The 21,120-nt window shown below is 62.3% G+C and carries 17 protein-coding genes; 7 read left to right on the top strand and 10 right to left on the bottom strand.

Going from position 1 to position 21,120, the window contains the following annotated elements; translation table 11 throughout:
• Window positions 1-574 precede the first annotated feature (574 nt).
• Window positions 575-1,615, top strand: coding sequence for a glucosamine inositolphosphorylceramide transferase family protein (locus NKH54_RS02665; protein ID WP_023686303.1), 1,041 nt, complete (start codon window positions 575-577; stop codon window positions 1,613-1,615).
• Window positions 1,616-1,656: 41 nt separating this feature from the next.
• Here NKH54_RS02665 and NKH54_RS02660 read toward each other — a convergent pair whose 3' ends face one another.
• A complete protein-coding gene (locus NKH54_RS02660) occupies window positions 1,657-2,760 on the bottom strand; it encodes an acyltransferase family protein (RefSeq protein ID WP_353027675.1) in 1,104 nt (367 codons plus the stop codon).
• Between the two features lie 378 nt (window positions 2,761-3,138).
• On the opposite strand from NKH54_RS02660, the gene NKH54_RS02655 reads away from it, so the two are divergent.
• From NKH54_RS02655 to NKH54_RS02635, 5 genes are all read left to right on the top strand, one after another.
• Entirely contained in the window at window positions 3,139-4,401 is a 1,263-nt protein-coding gene (locus NKH54_RS02655) for a VpsF family polysaccharide biosynthesis protein (RefSeq protein ID WP_023710997.1), read from the top strand.
• Between the two features lie 220 nt (window positions 4,402-4,621).
• Window positions 4,622-6,235, top strand: coding sequence for a GumC family protein (locus NKH54_RS02650; protein WP_027049857.1), 1,614 nt, complete (start codon window positions 4,622-4,624; stop codon window positions 6,233-6,235).
• A complete protein-coding gene (locus NKH54_RS02645) occupies window positions 6,213-7,343 on the top strand; it encodes a glycosyltransferase (RefSeq protein ID WP_023686306.1) in 1,131 nt (376 codons plus the stop codon). The genes NKH54_RS02650 and NKH54_RS02645 overlap by 23 nt, the downstream gene beginning before the upstream one ends.
• Before the next feature lie 169 nt (window positions 7,344-7,512).
• A complete protein-coding gene (locus NKH54_RS02640) occupies window positions 7,513-8,241 on the top strand; it encodes a N5-glutamine methyltransferase family protein (RefSeq protein ID WP_023710994.1) in 729 nt (242 codons plus the stop codon).
• The gene (locus tag NKH54_RS02635; protein WP_023696870.1) at window positions 8,238-9,353 is read left to right on the top strand and encodes a hypothetical protein; all 1,116 of its coding nucleotides are present in this window, start codon (window positions 8,238-8,240) and stop codon (window positions 9,351-9,353) included. Before NKH54_RS02640 ends, NKH54_RS02635 begins: the two co-directional genes overlap by 4 nt.
• A gap of 134 nt (window positions 9,354-9,487) precedes the next feature.
• Here the strand turns inward: NKH54_RS02635 and nadE are convergent, their stop codons facing one another.
• The 4 genes from nadE to asnB are packed head-to-tail and all read right to left on the bottom strand — an operon-like array spanning window position 9,488 to window position 14,283.
• Window positions 9,488-10,492 carry an NAD(+) synthase gene (nadE, locus tag NKH54_RS02630; protein WP_023710993.1) on the bottom strand — a complete coding sequence of 335 codons (1,005 nt, stop codon included), beginning with the start codon at window positions 10,490-10,492 and terminating at the stop codon, window positions 9,488-9,490.
• Entirely contained in the window at window positions 10,489-12,036 is a 1,548-nt protein-coding gene (locus NKH54_RS02625) for a class I adenylate-forming enzyme family protein (protein WP_023686310.1), read from the bottom strand. Before NKH54_RS02625 ends, nadE begins: the two co-directional genes overlap by 4 nt.
• A gap of 23 nt (window positions 12,037-12,059) precedes the next feature.
• Window positions 12,060-12,320, bottom strand: coding sequence for an acyl carrier protein (locus NKH54_RS02620; RefSeq protein ID WP_023686311.1), 261 nt, complete (start codon window positions 12,318-12,320; stop codon window positions 12,060-12,062).
• Window positions 12,321-12,345: 25 nt separating this feature from the next.
• Window positions 12,346-14,283, bottom strand: coding sequence for an asparagine synthase (glutamine-hydrolyzing) (asnB, locus tag NKH54_RS02615; RefSeq protein ID WP_023710991.1), 1,938 nt, complete (start codon window positions 14,281-14,283; stop codon window positions 12,346-12,348).
• Window positions 14,284-14,581: 298 nt separating this feature from the next.
• Here asnB and NKH54_RS02610 point away from each other — a divergent pair, with 298 nt between their 5' ends.
• Window positions 14,582-15,451 carry a hypothetical protein gene (locus NKH54_RS02610; protein WP_023671785.1) on the top strand — a complete coding sequence of 290 codons (870 nt, stop codon included), beginning with the start codon at window positions 14,582-14,584 and terminating at the stop codon, window positions 15,449-15,451.
• Between the two features lie 207 nt (window positions 15,452-15,658).
• Here NKH54_RS02610 and amaB read toward each other — a convergent pair whose 3' ends face one another.
• From amaB to NKH54_RS02585, 5 genes are all read right to left on the bottom strand, one after another.
• Window positions 15,659-17,173 (bottom strand): L-piperidine-6-carboxylate dehydrogenase, encoded by a 1,515-nt coding sequence (gene amaB / locus NKH54_RS02605; RefSeq protein WP_353027674.1) that lies wholly within the window; start codon window positions 17,171-17,173, stop codon window positions 15,659-15,661.
• Window positions 17,174-17,348: 175 nt separating this feature from the next.
• On the bottom strand, window positions 17,349-18,623 hold the full coding sequence (locus tag NKH54_RS02600) for an RNA polymerase sigma factor (RefSeq protein WP_023707663.1): 1,275 nt from the start codon (window positions 18,621-18,623) through the stop codon (window positions 17,349-17,351).
• Window positions 18,620-18,994, bottom strand: a complete 375-nt coding sequence (locus NKH54_RS02595; RefSeq protein WP_023725131.1) for a YciI family protein — start codon at window positions 18,992-18,994, stop codon at window positions 18,620-18,622. The genes NKH54_RS02600 and NKH54_RS02595 overlap by 4 nt, the downstream gene beginning before the upstream one ends.
• An 81-nt stretch (window positions 18,995-19,075) precedes the next feature.
• The gene (locus NKH54_RS02590; protein WP_353027673.1) at window positions 19,076-20,176 is read right to left on the bottom strand and encodes a DNA topoisomerase IB; all 1,101 of its coding nucleotides are present in this window, start codon (window positions 20,174-20,176) and stop codon (window positions 19,076-19,078) included.
• 58 nt (window positions 20,177-20,234) lie between these two features.
• Window positions 20,235-21,119 (bottom strand): transglutaminase family protein, encoded by an 885-nt coding sequence (locus NKH54_RS02585; RefSeq protein WP_023683456.1) that lies wholly within the window; start codon window positions 21,117-21,119, stop codon window positions 20,235-20,237.
• Between the last annotated feature and the right edge of the window lies 1 nt (window position 21,120).

Below are 21,120 nucleotides of genomic sequence, written 5' to 3'. Positions count from 1 at the left end.
CTGACATGTGCTTTCAGCCTAACAATAGCGCCCTGAACCGCCTTCGTATTCAAAAAAATTAACGTATGATTAACGCTAGAGTCCGCAGCCCCCCTTGGGCAACCCTTGCCAGGAACTGTGGGGAAAGATACCAGAGCAAAGCCATTTTTTGCTTTAACGAGAATAACTTGGGTTGACTAATATTTTAATCATCAGCCACGCCGTCGCATCCCGGCGCTGGGAAAATGAGCTTTTCATGCGGTTGGGTGCGGCAGGTTATGGGGTCTCGAGTTGCCACGCGCCGGCGCCGGCGCCAACCGCTCGGGGGCTGGACACTGTCTTGGCGATCGAGAGCCGGCGTTTCGGTCCCTCGCTGGCGGGCCAGTCCGAGCCGTTGCCGCCCATCGATCGCGGCCCTCCGGACCTCGTCATAGATCTCACTGCCAGCGCAACGGGGCAAGACGCGCCAGTCCTGAGGCTCGAATTTTGCGGTCGCAACAGCTTTCCAGCCGGCGTTGCCGCAATGTTGGCGAGCGGACAATTGCCTGAACTTGGCGCTCGCCTCGATGGCGTTGTCGTGGCCCAGGCTAGACCGATGCTGGCAGACAGGCTCTGGCTATCTCGAAGCTGCAACGACCTGCTCGCCGGCGCCATGTCGCTGATCATGCAAACCGTCGCCCGCTTCTTTGCGGGCAAGCTTGTGCCGGTAAGCGACAACCCGGTGCCGATCCTGAAGAACGACAGTTTTGTTCGACACTATGTGCCCTTTTTTGGCAGGGCTTTGATCGATCGCGCCGTGCAAAAAATCAGGCGGGGACGACGCCCCTTCTATTGGCAGGTTGCCTATCGGGTGATCGACGGACCAGGCATCGCCGAAACCGGGCAACTCGACGGCAAACCGTTCACAGTCCTGCCGGACGATGGCCAACGCTTCTATGCCGACCCGTTCGTCTTCGAGGCCGACCGCCGCCATCATCTGTTTGTCGAGGAATTCCCCTACGCGACGAGTCGCGGCGTGATTTCCGTCGCCGAGCTCGGTGACGATGGCACTTTCGGTGTTCCAAGGGTTGTATTGGAGGAAGCGCACCACCTGTCGTATCCGCAGGTGTTCGCACACGATGGCGAGATTTTCATGATCCCCGAAAGTGGTTCGGCTCGCGAACTTGTGCTCTATCGCGCCGCGCAGTTTCCCGACCGCTGGGTCCGCGACACCGTGCTGATGGCGGACAGGGATTTCAACGACGCGACGCTGCTCGAATCCGACGGTCGCTTCTGGCTGGTTGGAACGGAGCGGTTCGGCTACGGCAGCGCGTCGGACACGATGGCGGTCTATTGCGCACCCTCGCTGCGCGGGCCATGGGTCGCCCATCCGCTCAATCCCATTGCCGTCGATCATTCGGCCACCCGGCCGGGCGGCGCCTTTATCCGCCACGACGATGCCCTGGTGCTGCCGGTGCAGAACGGATCGAGGGCCTATGGCGGTGGTCTGGGGCTGATGCGGCTTGAGCGACTCGACGCGTCCGATGTCCGTTTTGCCTCGCCCCGGCCGATCGGCGCGGGTCCGGCATGGGCACGCACGGGCATTCATACGCTTAACCGCGCCGGCAATGTCGAGGTCGTGGACAGCGCGGGCTGACTGAAGCGCTGAAAGCCGTGAGCGTCCCGTTGCGTGCCTGCTTATTTGTTCTCCGTGGCAATATGAGGAAGCGGTGTGTTTCTCGTCTTCCTTCTGCCGTTCAGGGTCTGAAGAATCGGCTTCTCGATCGTCTCGTAAATCACCAGACTGACGAGGCAGGCTGCCACGATGCTGACCACCGACACCAACAATACCGTTGTCGGATGCTCGTATCCGACGGTGCGGCTGGCCAGGTACGCCACAGCGCCGATCACGAAGATATGCGACAGATAAAGCGCGTAGGAAGCGTCGCCCAACTGCTCGAGAAGGCTCCAGTGCTTGAGTTTCGGCTCCAGAATGAGGCTGAGATGAAGCAGGCCCGCCGCCCACATTGCTTGTCCCGCGAAGCTGATCTGACCCAAGAGCGGCGTACCGTCATCGACGAATGAAAGCACCACGCCTGCAGCGGTCATTACGCCGAATATCCAGGCATGGCGTATGTCGGAAGTGAAATCACCGTCCAAATAGCGCCGCCCTATCCACATGCCGATTACGAATGCCACCGGAGAAGGGTTGAGATAGAACTGGATAACAGGGTTGGTGGGAGCCAACCACAGCCCGGCTATCCACATCGCAATGAAAAAGACCGTCAGCACAAATACGCGCGAGGTCACGGACAGGAATGCGAACACCGCAAAAGCGATATAGAAAAATACCTCGTAATTGAGCGTCCAGCCGAGTGAGAGGATTGGACTGGCGCTATCCCGTCCAGGCGCTTCGTGAACAATGAAGAGGAGCGACTGGAGATAGTGGGGCCATGTAAAGACGGTCTTCTGGAAGAGACTTGGCGCGAGCGCCGCCAGAACCGCGGCGAGGCTGGTGAAAAGCCAGTAAAGGGGGATGATCCGGATTGCTCGGCGTTTCAGGAAGGTGGCAGCGGAAAACGGACCATCTCCCGTAATATGGACCATTATGAAACCGCTGATGACAAAGAACAGAACGACGCCCAGGCGGCCCGCCGTCACAATAATCAGATTGTCCACGCCAATCTGGTAGGAAAAGGCGTGTGCGAACAGAACCAGCAAGGCGGCGCAGGCGCGAAGATACTGAATCGAATAGAATTTCTTCACCTTGATCTCCTGCGCTTTGCCGGCGCCTGATGCCATTGTGCCGTCCACAGGCAGCGCGTCGGGCGCCGTGCAAAGCATCGCCATCAATACGACCGGCCAATTAAGTGTGGGTTACCGAGTTCACGAAATAGCGTAAATCCGGCTGCCGATGCATGTCGCGCAAGTGCATTGCGTGCATTCGTTCCCACGCGGCGCACTTTGGTGAGATTTCAATGAGCGGTGTCCGGCTTTTCGGCAAAGCTGACATGTGGCGGCCCATGCCCGGCATCGCCACTGTTAAGATCGGGTTATCCATATTCCTTTACGTTCGTGCAGGAAAATGTACCCGGGGTGCGTTCGTCCCCTGCCATCTCAATCGCAAGCCGCAACGCTGGTCAGATAATCGTGAGTGTCACCCCCACAGAGCAACAGTTCGTGACCGCGCAGGCCAGCCGCCAAGACGCCCTCACACTCCTGTTCTTTCTCCTCGCGGCCTTCGCTTTCCTGCTCCGCTCGACCATCTCTCCGCAGTTGATGAATATGGTGATGTCCTATTCGACGGAGGGGGGGTCGTTTCCCGAAAAGCTGCATATCGGGACCTATGCGATCTTTCTGCTGCTTGTCGTCATCGCCACGACCCGGCCAATTCGGCTCGAAGGCGATGAAGTCAGGCTGTTCAAGGCGACATTGTTATATTCGGTGCTGCTGTTGTGGCTGGTGCCTTATCTCTTCGTGATAGGCCGTGCCGGCTCGGCCGGCTTCATAATCGATTCCTATCTGGTCTCTTGTGCCGCGGCGATGATCATGCTTGCCCTGGGTGACCATGTGCGCAGGGCGCTTGGCAATGTCATCGTCGGCATGATCGTCCTCAGCGCCATCATCGGAACGATCGAGGCCGTCACCCAGCATCGATTCCTGCCCTATCCCCTCGTTGAGCTGGACTTTCGGCCGATCGGACTGTCGGCCCATCCGCTGGCGCTGGGCGCGCTTTGCACCACCGCCATAGGTTTCGTTGCATTGACGCGGTGGCGTATCTGGGTGTGCGCGCTTTGCATCTTCATTCTCTTCATCGGCACGGCCGCTTCGGGCGCGCGCACCGCCCTGCTGCTCGCTTGCGGCGAGATCCTGTTCCTGCTCGTGTTCCTGCCTTGGCCGGACTTGTCACCCAGACATCAACGCCAGGCCAAACTCCTGGTGCTGATGCTGACGCTGGCCGGTGGCGCCATACTGATTGCGATACTCTTTTCGGCGGGGCTGCTGAACCGCTTCAGCAACACGCTCTTTGATCAAAATTACGACGCGCGCGTCAAGATCTACGATGTATTCAAGTTTGTTGAATGGAGGGACATCCTGCTTGGCATGAATCCCAACGAGTTGTTGAAGATCGTCAACGAAAAGCTCAACCTCCCCTTCATCGAAAGCACGCCGGTCGTTCTTACGCTTTTGTTCGGCCTGCCGATCGCCCTGCTCTTCGCGTTTGCTTTCTTCCGGTTCCTTTTCAAGCTCCTGCGCAATACGCCTCGGGCCGCCCATATCGCAGCGGCCGCGTCCATTCTCGCGGCATTGTCAAACAATGCTCTCTCTTCGAAGGCGCCGGATATCATGCTGCTCGTCATCTTGTTGCTCGCTTATCGAAAGCCGGATGGGCGCCAAACCGGCGCGCCCCTTCAAGGCCAACCAGCATCAACAGCGACATGACGCCAAAGCCCGCTCCTTGTGGATGCCCTCGCAACGACCTCTTGCATCTTCCATTTGAAACGCCTGCGCGCTTTGCCAGGCTACGACGGGCGTGGCAGAATACCGACCAAGGGTGGATAGATCGCTGTTCCAGAACGCGCCTGACACGCCTGGAAAATGAAATGTTAACGATGTTTCCGTAAAGCAGGCTGTGCGTATTGAATATTAAAGGGTTAGCATGATGTCCGCCGCTTCCGGTCCTCCTCCAGCCGCGGCCGCCGCCGGCATTAGCCCCTATGAACGGATCGAAAATGCGCGGCGCGCCAGCAGGCCAAAGCCGCAACAAACCGCGCCGATCATGGCACATGCGGCGGCACCCGCTGTAACGTCGGCCCCTGTAACGTCGGCCCCTGTAACGTCGGCCCCTGTGTCGCCTGCACCCGTGGCGCCGCCTGTAGCCGAGCCCGTCACGACGGTGACGCTCAACAAGATCGGAACCTTTCTCGAACTCGATTTCGGGCGTCTGTTTGTCTGGCTGCGCGCCGGCCTTGCTCTGGTATGCCTGCTGGCAATCGCCGGCGGGATCATCGGCGGTGCCTACGCTCTGCTGAGCAAGCAGCGCTACACCGTGACCACGGACATCCTCATCAATCCCGCCAATCTTCAGGTTGTTCCGAACGATCTTTACCCGCAATCGGCCCAGGTCGATGGACAGCTGCTCAGCGCGCGCAGCAAAGAGCGCATCTTGACCTCGGGCAGCGTGCTTTCACGTGTTGTAGACGATCTTGACCTGGCCAGTGACCCGGAGTTCTTCGACGCGGACCGAAGCCGCACAGGGACGGACGGCGCCAAACCCGACCCAAAGCTTACCGCCCTGAAGAACCTGGCGGAACGGGTTAGCAGCATCGCGGATGAAAAGTCGTTTGTCACGACCTTGATGGTATCGGCGGAAACCCCCGCTAAGGCGATCCTGATTTCGCAGGATATCGTCAAGACTTTCCAGGAAGAGCTGGCCAGCGCCGAGGCTTCCGGCGCCAGCCGTGCCGCGGCCGCGCTGGACGGGCGGCTGGGCCAGCTCAAGAGCGATGTGCAGGCGGCCGAAGAGAAGGTCGAGGCCTATAGGCGCAGCCACAATCTGGCCACCAGCAATGGGCAGCTTGTTTCCTCGCAAACCATGACCCAGCTCAACGGCCAGATCGTGGAGACGCAATCGCGCGTCATCGCCGCGCAGGCAAGTTACGACGCCCTGCTTGCCGCCGGCGCAAACGGCACCAATTCCGGTCCCGCCACGTCGGAGGCGCTTGTGGCGCTGCGCGCAACGGCCAACGGCCTGCGCCAGCAGATCGATTCGCAGTCGATGACCTTTGGCCCCCGTCATCCGTCGATCGTCAGGCTTAAGACGGAGTACAACACGGTCAGCGCGCAACTCAGCGCCGAATACGCGCGCACCCTGCGCTTGGCGAAGGTCAATCTCGATGCCGCCAAAACCTCGTCGGCCTCCCTCAATGCCAAGATGAATGACTTGAAGGGCAACGTGTTCTCGGATAGCGATTCCGAGGTCGCCTTGCGTGAGCTTGAACGTGACGCCGCGTCGAAGACGGCTATCTATGAGAGCTTCCTGTCGCGGGCACGCCAGATAACCGAGCGCGAACAGATCGACAGCACCAATGTGCAGGTGATTTCCACCGCAGTGCCGCCAAAGGGCCGTTCATGGCCCCCGCGCACCGTCCTGATGATCGGCCTGGGGGCCATTGGCGGCATGATCCTCGGCATGTTGCTCGCCATTACCCTGGGTATCGTGCGCGACATGCGGCTTCCGCCGAACCGCCCGGATGTCATTGCCAGCCGCGCCTGAAATGGCGAAGCGGATTGTCTTTCACATTGCCAGCCTCAGGGGCGGCGGCGCCGAGCGTGTGTTCGTCCTGATAGCCAACGAGCTGGCATCGCGCGGCCACAACGTCACGCTTTTTACCTGGAACGCGCAGGGGCCCAATGCCGCCCTGCTTTCGCCTGCCGTGCATCTGGTCGATTTCGGCCTCCCCATTCGCGGCGAGGGTTATGGCAAGTGGGCGACATTGAAAGGCATCGTGCGAAGCGCGGGCCTGCTTGGCCGCCTTTCTCCCGACGCGATCTACAGCGCCCCGGAATTCGCCAATCTGGTCGTGGCGCTGGCGCTTTCCCTCGCGCGAAGCAGGGCGCGGTTCTTCCCGAGTTTCCACGCCGCCGCCTCATTGCCTTCCGGCAGCCTTGGCGCGAAAATGGCGGTCTGGCTTTCGGCCCTGGTTGCGGCCCGCGCCACCAGGGCCATCGCGGTTTCTGAGGGTGTCGGCGGCGATCTTGTGGCCCGAGGCTTCCCGAAATCCAAGGTCGTGGTCATCAACAACCCGCTGCCGCCGGCTGCGGCATCCCAGCAACGCTCCTACGCCTGGCAGGCAGAGCTCGCGGCGATGGGCGACGGCCCCGTCATCATCACCGCCGGACGCCTGGTGCCGGTTAAGGATCATTGGACGTTGCTGCGGGCCTTCGCTGTGCTGCGCGCCGGCCGCCGGGCCCGGCTTGTCATCTTCGGCGAGGGTCCGCTGGCCGACGAGCTGCGCGCCTATGCCGAAGAATCCGGTATCGGCGCAGACGTTCTGTTTGCGGGCTATGTCAATGATCCGGCGGCCTGCTACGCAGTAGCTGACTTGTTCGTCCTATCATCGACCAGCGAGGGCTTCGGCAATGTTCTGGTCGAGGCCATGGCAGCGGGGATTCCGGTGGTCTCCACGGACGCGCCGCACGGCCCGCGCGAAATACTTGATGACGGCCGCTTCGGCGCCCTGGTGCCGGTCGGCGATGCCGCGGCTCTGGCAGTGGCGATGGCCAGAATGCTCGACCAGCCGACAACCGCCGCGATCCTGAAAAGCAGGGCGGCGGATTTCGAAATTGAAAAGATCGGAGACCGGTACGAGGCGTTGCTCTGAATTAGCGCATGGATCGGCTTGCGGCGGCACAGGAATTCGCCATTGATGGGACAGGACGCCGCCAACATAGGCCGGTTACTCCCAATCCAATCATGATCTTTAACATCAATTTACCCGGAGTTGGTAACAACAGGGAACCCGCGTTTTATCCTCAGGATAGGGATTTTCCTTGCCGCAGCATCACAGCCTTCCTGCCGGCCGTGCAAACGATCTCAATTGGCCGCGATTGCACCGCTTCATGCGGGTTGAGCTGGAACTCGCGCCTGACGTCCTGGTGCCGCGAGCCGAAACGGAACTGCTTGGCCGGACGGCCGCGGCCATTCTTGGCGAACAGGCGCACGAAACGATCCTGATCGACATGTGCTGCGGCAGCGGCAATCTTGCCGTGGGCATCGTCAGCGGATGTCCTCGGGCTCGGGCATGGGCGGCGGACCTGACCGACAGCACGGTTTCGCTTGCCCGCCGCAATGTTGTGCGCCTCGCCCGGCAGGACAGGATCAAGGTCCGGCAAGGCGACCTATTTGCCGCGATCGAGGGTGACGGCCTCCGCGGCGCTGCCGACATGGTTGTGTGCAACCCGCCCTATATTTCCTCATCCCGTCTCGATAGCGAAAGCGCGCATCTGTTGGAGAACGAACCTCGGGAAGCTTTCGACGGCGGCCCTTACGGTATTTCGATCCTCCAAAGGCTGGTCCGGGATGCCGCAGCTTTCCTCAAGCCAGGCGGATGGCTGCTATTTGAGTTCGGCGAAGGTCAAGATCGGCAGATAGCAACCCTTTTATCGAGAACGAAATCCTACGAAACCCCAACCTTTGCCGTGACGGCCGACGGCCAGCCCCGTGTCGCCATGGCGCGCAAACATGGTGGCCGGGTTCCGGGAACCGGGAGCCCGGCGTGAGCGTCGTCCGCGCCCTCGATCAGGCCGACCTTGCGGCCGTCGCGGGCATGTTTCAACGCATGCTGCGCAAGAAGCGGGGGCCAGCGCCGGCCTCCCTCGTCGATTACATGAGGCGGTTTTATCTGGACGCACCCGACTGGGGCAGCGGGCTCCGTTCGCTTGTCCATGTCAATGACGCCGGCCAGGTTTCCGGGTTCGTCGGCGTTCATGCGCTGCCAATGAAATTCAACGGCCGGCAGCTCTACGCTGCCATCTGCAGCTCGCTGATGGTCGAGGATCACGAGACCGATCCGATGGCCGGTGCCCGCCTGTTGAAGGCCTTCCTCGATGGTCCGCAGGACATCTCCTTCAGCGAAACCGCCAATGATACGTCCGTGAAACTGTGGACGCGGCTTCGCGGCGTTGTGCTGCCGCAATACAGCCTTGACTGGGTTCGCGTGATGCGGCCGGCGACCTTCATGCTCAGCCTTTTTGCCAATCACATGAAGCTTGCCTGGATGTTCAACCCGCTCGCCCGGATCGTCGACCGGCTCTACCTTCGCAAAATGAAGGGCAGTCAACGACGCTGGACCGGCGTCGTCGCCAACGCATCGAGCCGGGGGGCATTTCGGACCTCCGAGATCGACAGCGGCAGCTTTGCGGGGCTGCTGGAGCCGCTTTGCGCCCAATTTCCGCTACGTCCGCAGTGGGCGGAAGGTCAGCTCAACCATATTCTGGGCGATGCGGCGCAAAAGCCGGATTTCGGAGAGCTTGTCTACGTGTCGGTGGCATCGCCGAACGGCGCCAATGTCGGCGCTTTCGCCTATTACGCGCGACCGGACGGGATCGGCCGCGTGCTGCAGGTCCTCGCTCTTCCCGGCCAGGCCGGGCCGGTGATCGATTGCCTGGTCGAGCATGCCGCCCGGCGCGGTGTCTCCGGCTTGCGCGGCCGCGTCCAGCCCGCGCTTCTGGACGCCATGCTTGTAAGACGCATAGCCTTCATACCGGTCGCCTCGACCGTCGTGCATTCACGCGATCCCGAGCTTCTCGATGCCATGAAGAACGCGCAGGTCTTTCTGAACGGGCTTGCGGGCGAGCAGTGGAGCCAGTTGATCGGCGGCCGCTTCACCTGAAGCGTTCCGCCTACAGCAATTCCAGGAAAGGGTGCGCGGCTTTCCGTCCGGAATTGCGTAAAGACAAGAGCTTAGTATTTCTTTCATGCATGTCGTATCGCAAGACCGGATCACTTTTGCTCGATATGCATAGGTCAGGAGCCGACTTCGTCCACGCCGTCAACGAGCTGCGGGCGCAGGTGCAGATAGCGCGTTGCCTTTCGCTTGGCGGCGATGTCGGCCCAGACGCGTTCGATCTGTGAGGCGGTCAATCCCGCCGCTTGCCCTACCACCTCGGCGGACACGCCGTTGTTGAGGCCGTAGAGACACAGATCCATCCGATCGTAAGGCAGGGAGAAGTAGAATTCTTCCTGCGTCTGCGCCAGCGAGTAGGTGTCGGTGGTCGGCGGCCGGTTGCGGACCTCTTCCGGAATGCCGAGATAGGCGGCTAGCGCATAGACCTGCGTCTTGTAGAGATGCGCGATCGGCTTGACGTCGGCGGCGCCGTCGCCGTTCTTGACGAAGAACCCCTGATCGTATTCCAGCCGGTTCGGTGTGCCGAGCACGGCGAAGTTCAGCCGGTCGGCATGATAATATTCGATCTGCTTGCGGGTGCGCTGCTTCATGTTGGTGGCGGCAACGATGCCGAGATAGACCGCCACCGGCATCCGCAGTTTCGTCTGCTTGCCTTGCGGGTCCTGCACCACCAGCGAGGAGATGTTGTAGCCCTCGCCTTCGAGCACGTTCGCGATCACGATCTTTGAGGCCCAGCCCTTGCCATAGTCCGGGACCATTTCGCGGATGAAGGCGTCGCGGCGTTCATAGCAGCCCATTGCCCGCAGGGTCGGCCCGATATCCTCCACAACGGCCTCGACGCCGAAAGTGTCGGCGACCAGATGGCCGAGTCGCAGGCTTTCGGGGTCGGAATCGCTTTCCGGCATGAGCACGCACAGCACATTCTGGTGGCCGACGGCACGCGCGGCCAATGCAGCCGAAACGCTGGAATCTATACCGCCCGAAAGACCGAGCACGAGGCCGCGCTTGCGAATGCCGCGCAACTGCTCGCGCAGGGCCGCCACGATCCTGTCCGTTTCGGCGGCGGGATCGATGACCAGGGCTTGCGTGAAGGCCGGCGCATCCTGGGTTGAGCCGATGTTCATTGCTCGGCCTCCATCATCTCAGCCGCGAGCCGGCGGCTGACCTTGCCCGACTCCGTCTTCGGTAATTCGCTGCGGAACTCTATGATTTTGGGGACCATGAAATCCTCCAGGTGCCGCGCGCAGTGACGAATGATGTCCTTTCCGCCAAGCGCCGGATCGGACCGCACGACGAGCGCGCCAATCGCATGCCCCAGCACCGGATCCGGCACGCCGACGACCACCGCTTCCGCGATACCTGGATGGGCGTGGAGCACTGCCTCCACTTCCTTGGGGGCGACCTTCTCGCCACGCGTCTTGATGATATCGTCCTTACGCCCGACAAAATAGAGAAAGCCGTCCTCGTCGGTCTGGAACAGGTCGCCCGTATAGAGCACCTTTTCCCAAGGGTTAGGCCCCGGCCGGAGCGCTCGTTCCGTCGCGGCCTGGTTGCGCCAATAGCCCTGCATGACGTGCGGACCGCGGATAACGAGCTCACCTGCCACGCCCGCCGGCACGCGTTGTCCAAGGTCGTCGACGACAAAGGCTTCCGTGTTGGGGATGGCTATGCCGACCGACCCTGGCCGGCGGTCAAGTTCCTCGGGTGGCAAATAGGTGCAGCGCTTGCATTCGGTCAGCCCATACATCGAATAGATCCGGACGCCGGGCAGCAGCGAGCGCAGGCGTTCTATGTGGGCTGGCGGCAAGGCGGCCGCGGTGTTGGAAATATAGCGGAGGCTGGGCAGGAAACCCGGCGCCAGATCACGCATCTGCAGGATCATCGCCGCCATGGTAGGCACCAGCGGAAGGCCGGTGACGCCCTCTTTGCGGATGCGTTCGAAGATCTCGTGCGGGAAGGCGAAGGACTTCTCGAGCACCAGCGTGGCCCCGAGCCTGACTGCCATCAGCAACTGATAGAGGCCATAGTCGAAGGCAAGCGGGAGGACGTTCAGGATGATGTCGTCCGGCGCGTTGCGCAGATAGGTGGCGATCGACCCCGCGGCAGCGTCGCAATTGCGATGCGTCATCATCACACCCTTGGGCCGGCCGGTCGAACCTGACGTGTAGATCAGCATCGCAAGGTCGACGTCGATGCCGCGATGGTTCACCTCCGCGCCATCGAACGTCAGGCAGTCAGTCAGGGACGCGGCCCCTGCCGGGCATTGCCCATCGGCCCCAGGAGTGGAAGCCACGAAGATGCCGGTCTTGCCTTGCGATGCGCAGGCTTCGGTGACCACGGGCACCAGCTTCGCCTGCGTCAGGACCGCCCTGGCGTCGCAATCGGCGATGACGTAACCGAGCTTGTCGGCCTTTGTGGAGGGGTTGATCGGACTGAAGGTCGCACCTGCCTTGAGTGCGGCAAAGATCGATACGGCGGCCTCCCAGCAATTGTCCATGAAGATCAGAACGCGGTCGTCGCGCCTGATCCCATTCATGAAGAGAGCGGTGGCCAGCCGGCTCGAAAGGTCGTCGAGTTCTTCGTAGCTCAGCCTTTTGCCCCTGGTGACCAATGCCGTCTTGGCCGGGTGGGCAGCAGCCTTCGCCACCAGAAAATGCTCGATCCGCACGGGACGTTCCTCGCCGTTGGCGCTTACGCTGCCAGCGTTTGTGCTCTCGCCTCGATGAAGGACGAGATGCGGTCAAGCGAGTCCAGGTTGGTCGGAACGATGTCGGCATCCACCATCGCGATGCCGAAATTGTCCTCGATGAAGGCCACCAGCTCAAGCACCGCAGTCGAGTCGATAATGTCGTTCTCGATCAGCGAGGCTGAATCCGACAGTTTGTAGGAGGTGTCGCCGAACAGGAAGTTGTCGACGATAAAGCTTCTGACCCTGTCCTTGATTGCCGTCATCGTGTCTTTCCTTTTCCTCGCCGTCTCAGGCCGCTCTTGCCGCGCCGACCGCTTGGCCGGCGAAATTCTTCTGCCACAGCTGCGTCGACAGAATGCCGACGAAGGCGGCGTTGTCGCGAAATCCGGTCGCGGTCTCCATGCGGCATTTCTCGTGGAGCTTGGCCACCGCCTTGGCGTTGAACAGGCCGCCGGCGGTAATGCTCGCCTCGCCCAGGCAGTCACGAACATAGTCTAGTTCCTCCGCCCCGACGAAGGAGCGGGCCTCCGGGGCGCGGTAAGGTTGCTTGGTGCGTTTACCGATCGCCGCCGGAAGGTGGTGCCTGGCCACCTTGCGCAATATGTGCTTCTCCATCAAGCCTTTCAGTTTCATCTCCGGCGGAAGTCTTGCCGCGAACTCTACCACGCGATGATCCAGGAAAGGAAACCGCCCTTCGATGCCGTGCGCCATGGCCATCCGATCGCCTTGGCTGGAGAGGATGTAGCCGGGCAGGAGGAAGCGGGTTTCGAGATATTGCGCCTGATGCAGCGGATGCCATAGGGAAAACGCCTCGGGTAGGCGGCTGGTCAGCTCTTCAGCTGCGTCATAACCCTTCAACGTCGCGCGCAGGTCGCCGGAAAAGAAGATTTTCGCCGCCGCCGTGGTCTTGAAGCGTGGCCGATGCGAGAACAGCGGATCGTCGAGGGCAGCGTTGCTGGTGCCGAAGAAGGCAGCCAGATACTCCACCGATTGCTGTTGCAGGCCCGGCAGATACGGGTAAAGCCGGCGGAACAGCTGCGGCCTCATGCGCGATGTGGGCTGCCGCCCGCAGAACCGGCGGACACGCGCCTCCTTGAAGACGTCGTAGCCGGCGAAGACCTCGTCGGCGCCTTCACCCGTCAGCACCACCTTCAGGCCGGCCTGGCGAACCAGGGCGGATAATTTGTAGAGTGGCGCTGGCGCCGTGCGGATGATCGGCCGCTCGGCAAAGCGGACGACCTCAGGAAAGACGCTGGCGATATCGCGGGCGCCGCATTCTATGGCGTGGTGGCGCGTGCCGAGCGCCGAGGCCATTTCGATCTGAAAGGCGCTTTCGTCATGCTCGGCGCTGTCGAAGGTTACGGAAAATGTCTCCAGTCTCCGAGGAGTCATGCCGGCGGCAAGCGCCGAAACAAGCGAGGAATCGAGCCCTCCGGAAAGATAGGAGCCGACCGGCACGTCGGCCCGCATGCGAAGCCTCACCGCATCGGTCAGAAGGGCTTGCAATTCCTCTGCCGCGTGGTCCTCGTTCGTGATCTTCGACGGCTCATCACGATGCGGATAGTCCAGGTGCCAGTACCGTTTGACCGTGACCTGCCCCTGCGTCGCGATCATCACACTTGCCGGTTCCAACTCGTGGATATTGCGGAACGCCGTGCGCGGAGCGATCGGCGCCCACAGCGTAAAGATCTGATCCAGCGCAATCGGATCAATTTCAGCGGAGACCCCCGGGACCTTCAACAGGGCTTTGATCTCCGAGGCAAAGTAAAGCACCCCGTCCTTACTTGTGTAGAAGAGCGGCCGGACACCCATCCGGTCTCGTGCAAGCACCATTCGTCGCTGCCGATTGTCCCATATCGCCAAGGCGAAATCACCGTTCAGGAGAGACAAGCAGTCTTCGCCCATCTCCTCATAGAGCTGAAGGATGACCTCTGTGTCGCTCGACGTCCGAAAGTGCCGGCCCTTGGCGATCAGCCCTTCGCGCAGTTCTATGTAGTTGAAAATCTCGCCGTTGAACGCAATCGTCAAATTGCCGGCCTCGTCGGACATCGGTTGCTGGCCATCGCCGATGCCGATCACCGACAGCCGCGCATGCCCGAGCCCGGCATCGGGTGCTACGAATTTCCCTTGCTCATCCGGCCCACGATGGGCAATTGCGGCTACCATGTGCGTGAGCAAAGCTTCCGCATCCCGGATTGACCCGAAATAACCCCCGAATCCACACATCCCTTGAACTCATATTGAACGCTAAGGTACGGAACATAACCTCGATAGTGGCATCTGAGGTTAATCCGATATTTTCACCGAGCATGTGGTTAACAAGAAGTTTGCCACGATGTGGTGTTCGTGGCTAGGACGCGATGGCTCTCCATCACCTCGCGGTTGCGGCCGTAATAGCCGGAACGATAGCCCAGGCTCGCTCTAGGCCTTTTGTCCGGGTTGGCATGGCTGGACACGGGCGGCTAAGGCTGGAAATGTGATTGCACGTCTTCGCTGCCGGGGGGCTGGCCGGAGGACGAGGAGGATGGCGCTGAATTTCGAATATATTGCCGGCCATCCGGCGCTGCACCGTCATGTCGAGGCGCAGTCGAAGGCGCTGCTGCATATCTATGAAACGAGCCCACGCCTGGCCGCCGTGTTCGCCACGCAACAGCGCTGGTTGCTGGCTCACACCGGCCTAGCCCTGCATTTCGCCCGCGACCCGCGCGATCCCCGCACGGAACTGACACTGGCCCGCTTCATCGATGCCGTGCTTCACTATTCCGTCGCTAGCCGCAACACGGCCGAAGCCTTCATCAAGGAGATGCTGCACTATCACATCATCGAATACCTGCCGCACACCGGTGACGGACGAGCCCACCCGTTTCAGGTGACGGCAGCGACGCTGAAGGAATTCGACGGCTGGGTGGTTGCGCATCTGCGCACGCTCGACGGTCTCGACAGCGGCAGCCGCCTCGCCGCCTTTCTCGAGCAGCACGGCATGATTTCCAGGCTGCAGCCGCTGGTGGCGGAAGGCCTGCTCTCCTCCAACCCTGTGCGTGAGCCCAAGCAGACGTTTTCGCTGTTCATCTGGCTCAACAATGGCGGCATCGTCATGGATTGGCTGATGTCCGGCATCGATCCCGACAATGCCGCCCTCGACCGGATCCCGACCAGCGTGGTTTCGATCGGCGAATTCGCCAGTTGGCTAAAACTCTCGCGCACCCATCTTGCGCGCAAATTGCGCGACGCCGAAAAGCTCGGCAGCGTCGGCTGGCTGGGCCGGCGCGGGCATTCCGTAATGTGGGTCTCGAACAGCTTCTACCAGGAATACATGACCGTCCAGGCCGCCAAGCTTGCCGTTATCGATGCCGCGTTCGAGGCCTGCCGACCGGCGTCGCCGCACGCTGGCTGAACGTTCGGCGCAGACGCTGTTGCGCAGCCGGTCGTGCCGACCGCGAGGACCCGTCCGGGCGCATGGCCGAGGTGGCCTTTCCGCCGTCGGGATACGGACATCTGGACAGCGGGGGCGAAGCCTGAAAGCGGAACGATCCGCGCGAGCGGCAGCGATCCGCCCGACGGGTTCGGGTGGATCAACTGGTCAAAAGCCGGGCGCAGCATCTCAATCGATGTCGAATGACACGCCCTGCGCCAGCGGCAGCGCCTTGGAATAGTTCACCGTGTTGGTGGCGCGGCGCATATAGGCCTTCCAGGCATCGGAGCCGCTCTCGCGGCCGCCGCCGGTTTCCTTCTCGCCGCCGAACGCGCCGCCGATCTCGGCGCCCGACGTGCCGATGTTGACGTTGGCGATGCCGCAATCCGAACCATCGACGCCGAGGAAGCGCTCGGATTCCTGCAGGTCGCGGGTGAATATCGACGACGACAGTCCGGCGCCGACCGCATTGTGCTCGTCGAGCACGGCATCGAAATCGGAGTACTTCATCACATAGAGGATCGGCGCGAAGGTTTCTTCGGTGACGGGAGCCACCTGCTTCGGCATTTCGACCAGCGCCGGATGCACGTAATAGGCATCGGGATGGCCATTCTCGACCCGCGAACCGCCGGTCAGCTTGCCGCCGTGAGCGGTGGCTTCCTTGAGCGCCTTCTGCATGGCGTCGAACGCCCCCTTGTCGATCAGCGGCCCGACGAGCGAAGACGTCTCCAGCGGGTTGCCGACCGAGACGCTCTCATAGGCCTTCTTCAGCCGCGGCAGCAGCGTGTCATAGACGCTGTCATGCACGAACAGGCGCCGCAGCGTCGTGCAGCGCTGGCCCGCGGTGCCCATGGCGCCAAAGGCGATGGCGCGCAGCGCCATCTCGAGATCGGCGGTCGGGCAGACGATGCCGGCATTGTTGCCGCCGAGCTCGAGCACGGCGCGGGCAAAGCGCTTGGCCAGCCGCGGGCCGACATCCCGGCCCATGCGGGTCGAGCCGGTGGCAGAAACCAGCGCCACCTTCGGGTGGTCGACCAGGATCTCGCCGACGGAGCGGTCGCCAATCAGCACCGGTGCCAGGCCCTGCGGCGCATCCGCGCCGAAGCGCTTGACCGCGCCGGCAAAAATCGCCTCGCAGGCGAGCGCCGTCAGCGGCGTCTTTTCCGAGGGCTTCCACACCACGGCGTCGCCGCAGACCAGCGCGAGCGCCGCGTTCCACGACCACACCGCGACCGGGAAGTTGAAGGCCGAAATGACGCCGACGACGCCGAGCGGATGCCAGGTCTCCATCATGCGATGTCCCGGACGCTCGGTGGCGATGGTTAGACCGTAGAGTTGGCGGGAAAGGCCGACGGCGAAATCGCAGATGTCGATCATTTCCTGAACTTCGCCGAGGCCTTCCGACGGGATCTTGCCGACCTCGATCGACACCAGCCGGCCAAGCTCGGTTTTGTGCGCGCGCAACTCCTCGCCGAGCAGCCGCACCAGTTCGCCGCGCCGGGGACCCGGCACCATCCGCCAGGCCTGGAACGCCGTGTGCGCGGCATCGATGGTCTTGGCCGCATCGGCCGGCGAAATCGTCTTCAGCGCCGCGATCTGTTCACCCGTCACCGGGCTGCGCACGACGAGGTCGCCGCCGGTCAGCGCGTCCTTGGCCACACCCAGTTTCGCCAGAAGTTCGGCCGTTTCCTTCGCTATCGTCATTTTCATCCCTTTCAGATCCGCTCGCCATCATAGGGCGGCGGTCGAGCCTTGGCGCCATTATCGCCCGCATGCCGCAGGCGGTGTCATGGCGTGCCATTACTCGTTTCAGGGGAAAATCGCCACCCCGGCATGGTCCAAGCCGGGATTGCACGATTGAGCCACAGGAGGAACAGGTTTAGTGCGCTGTCTTCGCCGGCGCCTTCACGGCTCCGTCTCGCATCAGCCGGTCGATATGCATGCGGATATGGGCGGCTTCCGCTGCCGTGTTGGCCAACGCAATGGCGCGATCGAAGGCGACACGCGCCTCTTCGCCACGGCCGAGCTGCATCAACAGACCGCCCTTGAGGCCGAAGAAGTGGAAATAGCCGGACAGCCTCTCGCCAAGCGGCTCGATCATGGCAAGGGCAGCTTCCGGCCCGCGCACCTTGGCGACCGCAACCGCACGGTTCAGCGTCACCACCGGCGAAGGTTGCATCGCCTCCAGCAGGCTGTAGAGCAGGTCGATCTCTGTCCAGTCGGTCTCCTCGGGGGTTGCCGCCCGCGCATGAAGGGCGGCGATCGCCGCCTGCACCTGGTAGGGTCCGGGCTTCTGGTGGCGCAGGGCCTTGTCGACCAGCGCCAGGCCTTCGTCGATCATCTTGCGGCTCCACAGCGAGCGGTCCTGGTCGTCGAGCAGCACGATCTCGCCATTCTCGTCGAAGCGGGCCGGCGCGCGCGCATGCTGCAGCAAAAGCAATGCCGTCAGGCCCATGATCTCCGGCTCGGTCTGGAACAGCCGCAGCAACAGGCGAGCCAGCCGGATCGCTTCCTCGCAAAGCGGCGCACGCGCCGGCGCCTCGCCGCTGTTGGTGGAATAACCTTCGTTGAAGATCAGATAGACCATGGCGGCGACGGCGGCGAGCCGCTCCGAGCGTTCGACCGCGCCGGGCGTCTCGAACGGCACGCCGGCATCTGCAATGCGCGCCTTGGCGCGCGTGATGCGCTGTTCCATGGCGCTTTCGCCGACCAGGAACGCACGCGCGATCTGTTTGACGGTGAGACCGGAGACGATGCGCAACGCCACCGCGATCTGCTGCGTAGGCGGCAGATCCGGATGGCAGCAGATGAACAAGAGCCGCAATATGTCGTCGCGGTAGTGGGCGCCGTCCAGCCGTTCGGCGATATCGCTCTCGGCATCTTCGAGGTCCGAGATCTGGTCCTCTTCCGGCATCGGCGCCTGCTTGGCGCGCTTGCGCACCGCGTCGATGCCGGTATTGCGGCCGACAAAGATCAGCCAGGCCGCAGGATCGCGCGGCGGCCCGTTCTGCGGCCAGTTCTTGAGTGCCCTCAGGCACGCGTCCTGGAAAGCTTCCTCCGCCGTATCGAGATTGCGGAAATAGCGCAGCAGCGCACCCATAGCCTGCGGGCGGGCAGCGCTGATCGCCGAGCTTATCCAGGCGAGGTCTGTCATGTGGCTACTCTGGTTGGGTTGAAGACGGAAACCGGTCGGATCTCATAGGATCCGCCGCTGGGATTAACCTCGGAAAGCTCGCGCGCGAACTCGACGGCCTCGTCGAGATCGGCGCATTCCAGCGTGTAGAAGCCGAGGAACTGTTCCTTGGTCTCGGCAAACGGGCCGTCGATGACGACCGATTCGCCCTTGACCTTGCGCAGCGTCGTCGCGGCGGTGGTGGGCAAAAGCCGCGCCACCGGCCCAAGCCGGCCGGCTTGAGCGTATTTTTCCTGCACATGCATGAGCTTTGCCATGACCTCGTCATCCTGTGCCTTGCTCCAGGAGGAGACGACATCTTCGGAGGCATAGCAGAGGATAGCGTAGAGCATGGGAGGTCCTTTTCTGTCTCAAAGGACGAAACAGTAGGGCCTATGCCGACATGGCGTCGACAAAAAAGTTACGCCATTTTGTCAGCCTTCGCTTGCCTTCAACCATCTCAGCACAAGAGCCTCTTCATCATCGAGACCGTCTATCGATCGCTTGCGCTTGTTGGCCTCGGTCATTTCGCTAAGCAGCCGCCCTTCCACCCAGGCTTCGAAAACCTGTGGATGGATGTAGCATTTGCGGCAGACGGCGCGTGTGTTGCCGAGCCGCTCGGCCACCTTGTCGATGACCGCGTTCATCACACGCTTGGTCTGCGCCTGGCTTTGGGGAAGCTCCGTCCGCGCAAACAGCGACGCGGCATGGATGGTGCCGCCCCAGGTGCGGAAATGCTTGGAGCTGAAATTGGCGCCGATCGCGTCGCGGATATAGCGGTTGACATCGTCGGAGCGCACTCCATGCCTCTCGCCGTCCTCGTCGAGATATTGGAACAGTTGCTGCCCCGGAATATCCTGCGCGCCGCGCACGACCCGGGCGATGCGGCGGTCGACCAGCTTCAACTTCCATTCCTTGCCGGACTTGCCCTTGAAGGCAAAGCGCAGGCTGGATCCCTTGATGTCGACGTGGCGGTCGCGTAGCGTCGTCAGCCCAAAGCTCTTGTTGTCGCGGGCATAGGCGGCATTGCCGACCCGGATCATCGTGTTGTCGAGCAGCCAGACAATTGCCGCCACGACGCGCTCGGCCGGCAGGCCACGGCGGCGCAGATCGGCATCGATCCGGCGGCGCAGTTCCGGCAGGCTTTCGGCAAAGGCGACAAGGCTGGAGTATTTGGCGCCGTCGCGCTCGGCGGCCCACAGCGGATGGTAGCGGTACTGTTTGCGCCCGCGCTGGTCGCGGCCGGTCGCCTGGATGTGGCCGGCGGGATCGGGCGAGATCCACACATCCGTCCATGCCGGCGGAATGGCCAGCGCCTTGATGCGGGCAATGGCTGCCGCGCCGAGGGCCTGTCCTTTCGCGCCCTTGTAGGAAAAGCCTTCGCCCGCCTTCAGGCGCCGGATCCCCGGCTCGCTGTCGCTGATATAGGTGAGCGAGGCCTGTTCGGCAGCGGTCTGCGCGCCGTTCTTCGGCGCCCCATCGTCCCCCTGTCCGGCCGCCGACCGGCCGGATGGCGTCCCAGATTTGTCCAGCATGCCCGCTCCACGAGATTTTTCTCGTAGATAAGCGCCAAGCCGACTGCTGGTTCCGCGCTCAAGCTTTTTCCAGCGCGACCGGGATGACGTCGACGGCCTGGTCGCCGACCTGACCGCCGGTGGTTTTCAGCACGCCGACGATCGGAGCCACGTCGGAATAGTCGCGGCCATAGCCAACGGTGATGTGGTCGTTGCTGGCCCGCATGCCATTGGTCGGGTCGAATTCCTGCCAGCCGGCATCGCGCCCACACCACACCTTGACCCAGGCATGCATGGCATCGGCGCCTTCGAGCCGCGGCTTCCCTTTCGGTGGAATGGTGCGCAGGAAGCCGCTGACATAACCCGCAGGAATACCTAGCCCGCGCAGGCCGGCGATCATGATGTGGGAGAAGTCCTGGCAGACGCCCCGCTTCAAACGGAAGGCATCGCTGGCCCCGGTACGCACCGTGGTCGCTTCCCCGTCATAGGTGAAGTCGCGGTGGATGCGGTTGCACAGATCGATGGCCATGCCGACCGTCGAGCCGCCGGCGCTGTCGCGGGCATAGGCGGTGATCGCCGCATCGATGCCGGCATGATCGCTGGCGGCGAGAAAGTGATGCGGTGCATCCGGCGCCAGTGACCGTACGGCGCCGAGTTCTTCCCGCAGGCGCTGCAGATCGGGCGACACGTCGAGCCCAGGCTCCGGCCGTGACACCGACACGCGCGCGCTCATTCTGATGTCGAGCCCGTCATGGACGTCGCGAAAGGCGATCGCGGTGACATTGTTGCCGAAGAAATCGGCAAAATCCGTGCGCTCCGATGGGGTCGGCACAAACGAAAGCGAGGCCGCGATCACGCGCTGCACGCCGGCAATGGTCGGCGGCAATACACGCACCTGATGCCGGCTGCCACCGGCCGCGGCGTCATAATCGTAGCTGAGATGAAGCCTGATATCGTACAGCATG

The sequence above is a fragment of the Mesorhizobium sp. M1004 genome, from assembly GCF_040318795.1.
Taxonomy (GTDB): domain Bacteria; phylum Pseudomonadota; class Alphaproteobacteria; order Rhizobiales; family Rhizobiaceae; genus Mesorhizobium.
The sequence above is the reverse complement of the archived record's forward strand: the minus strand, read 5'-3'. Positions and strand labels throughout refer to the sequence as shown.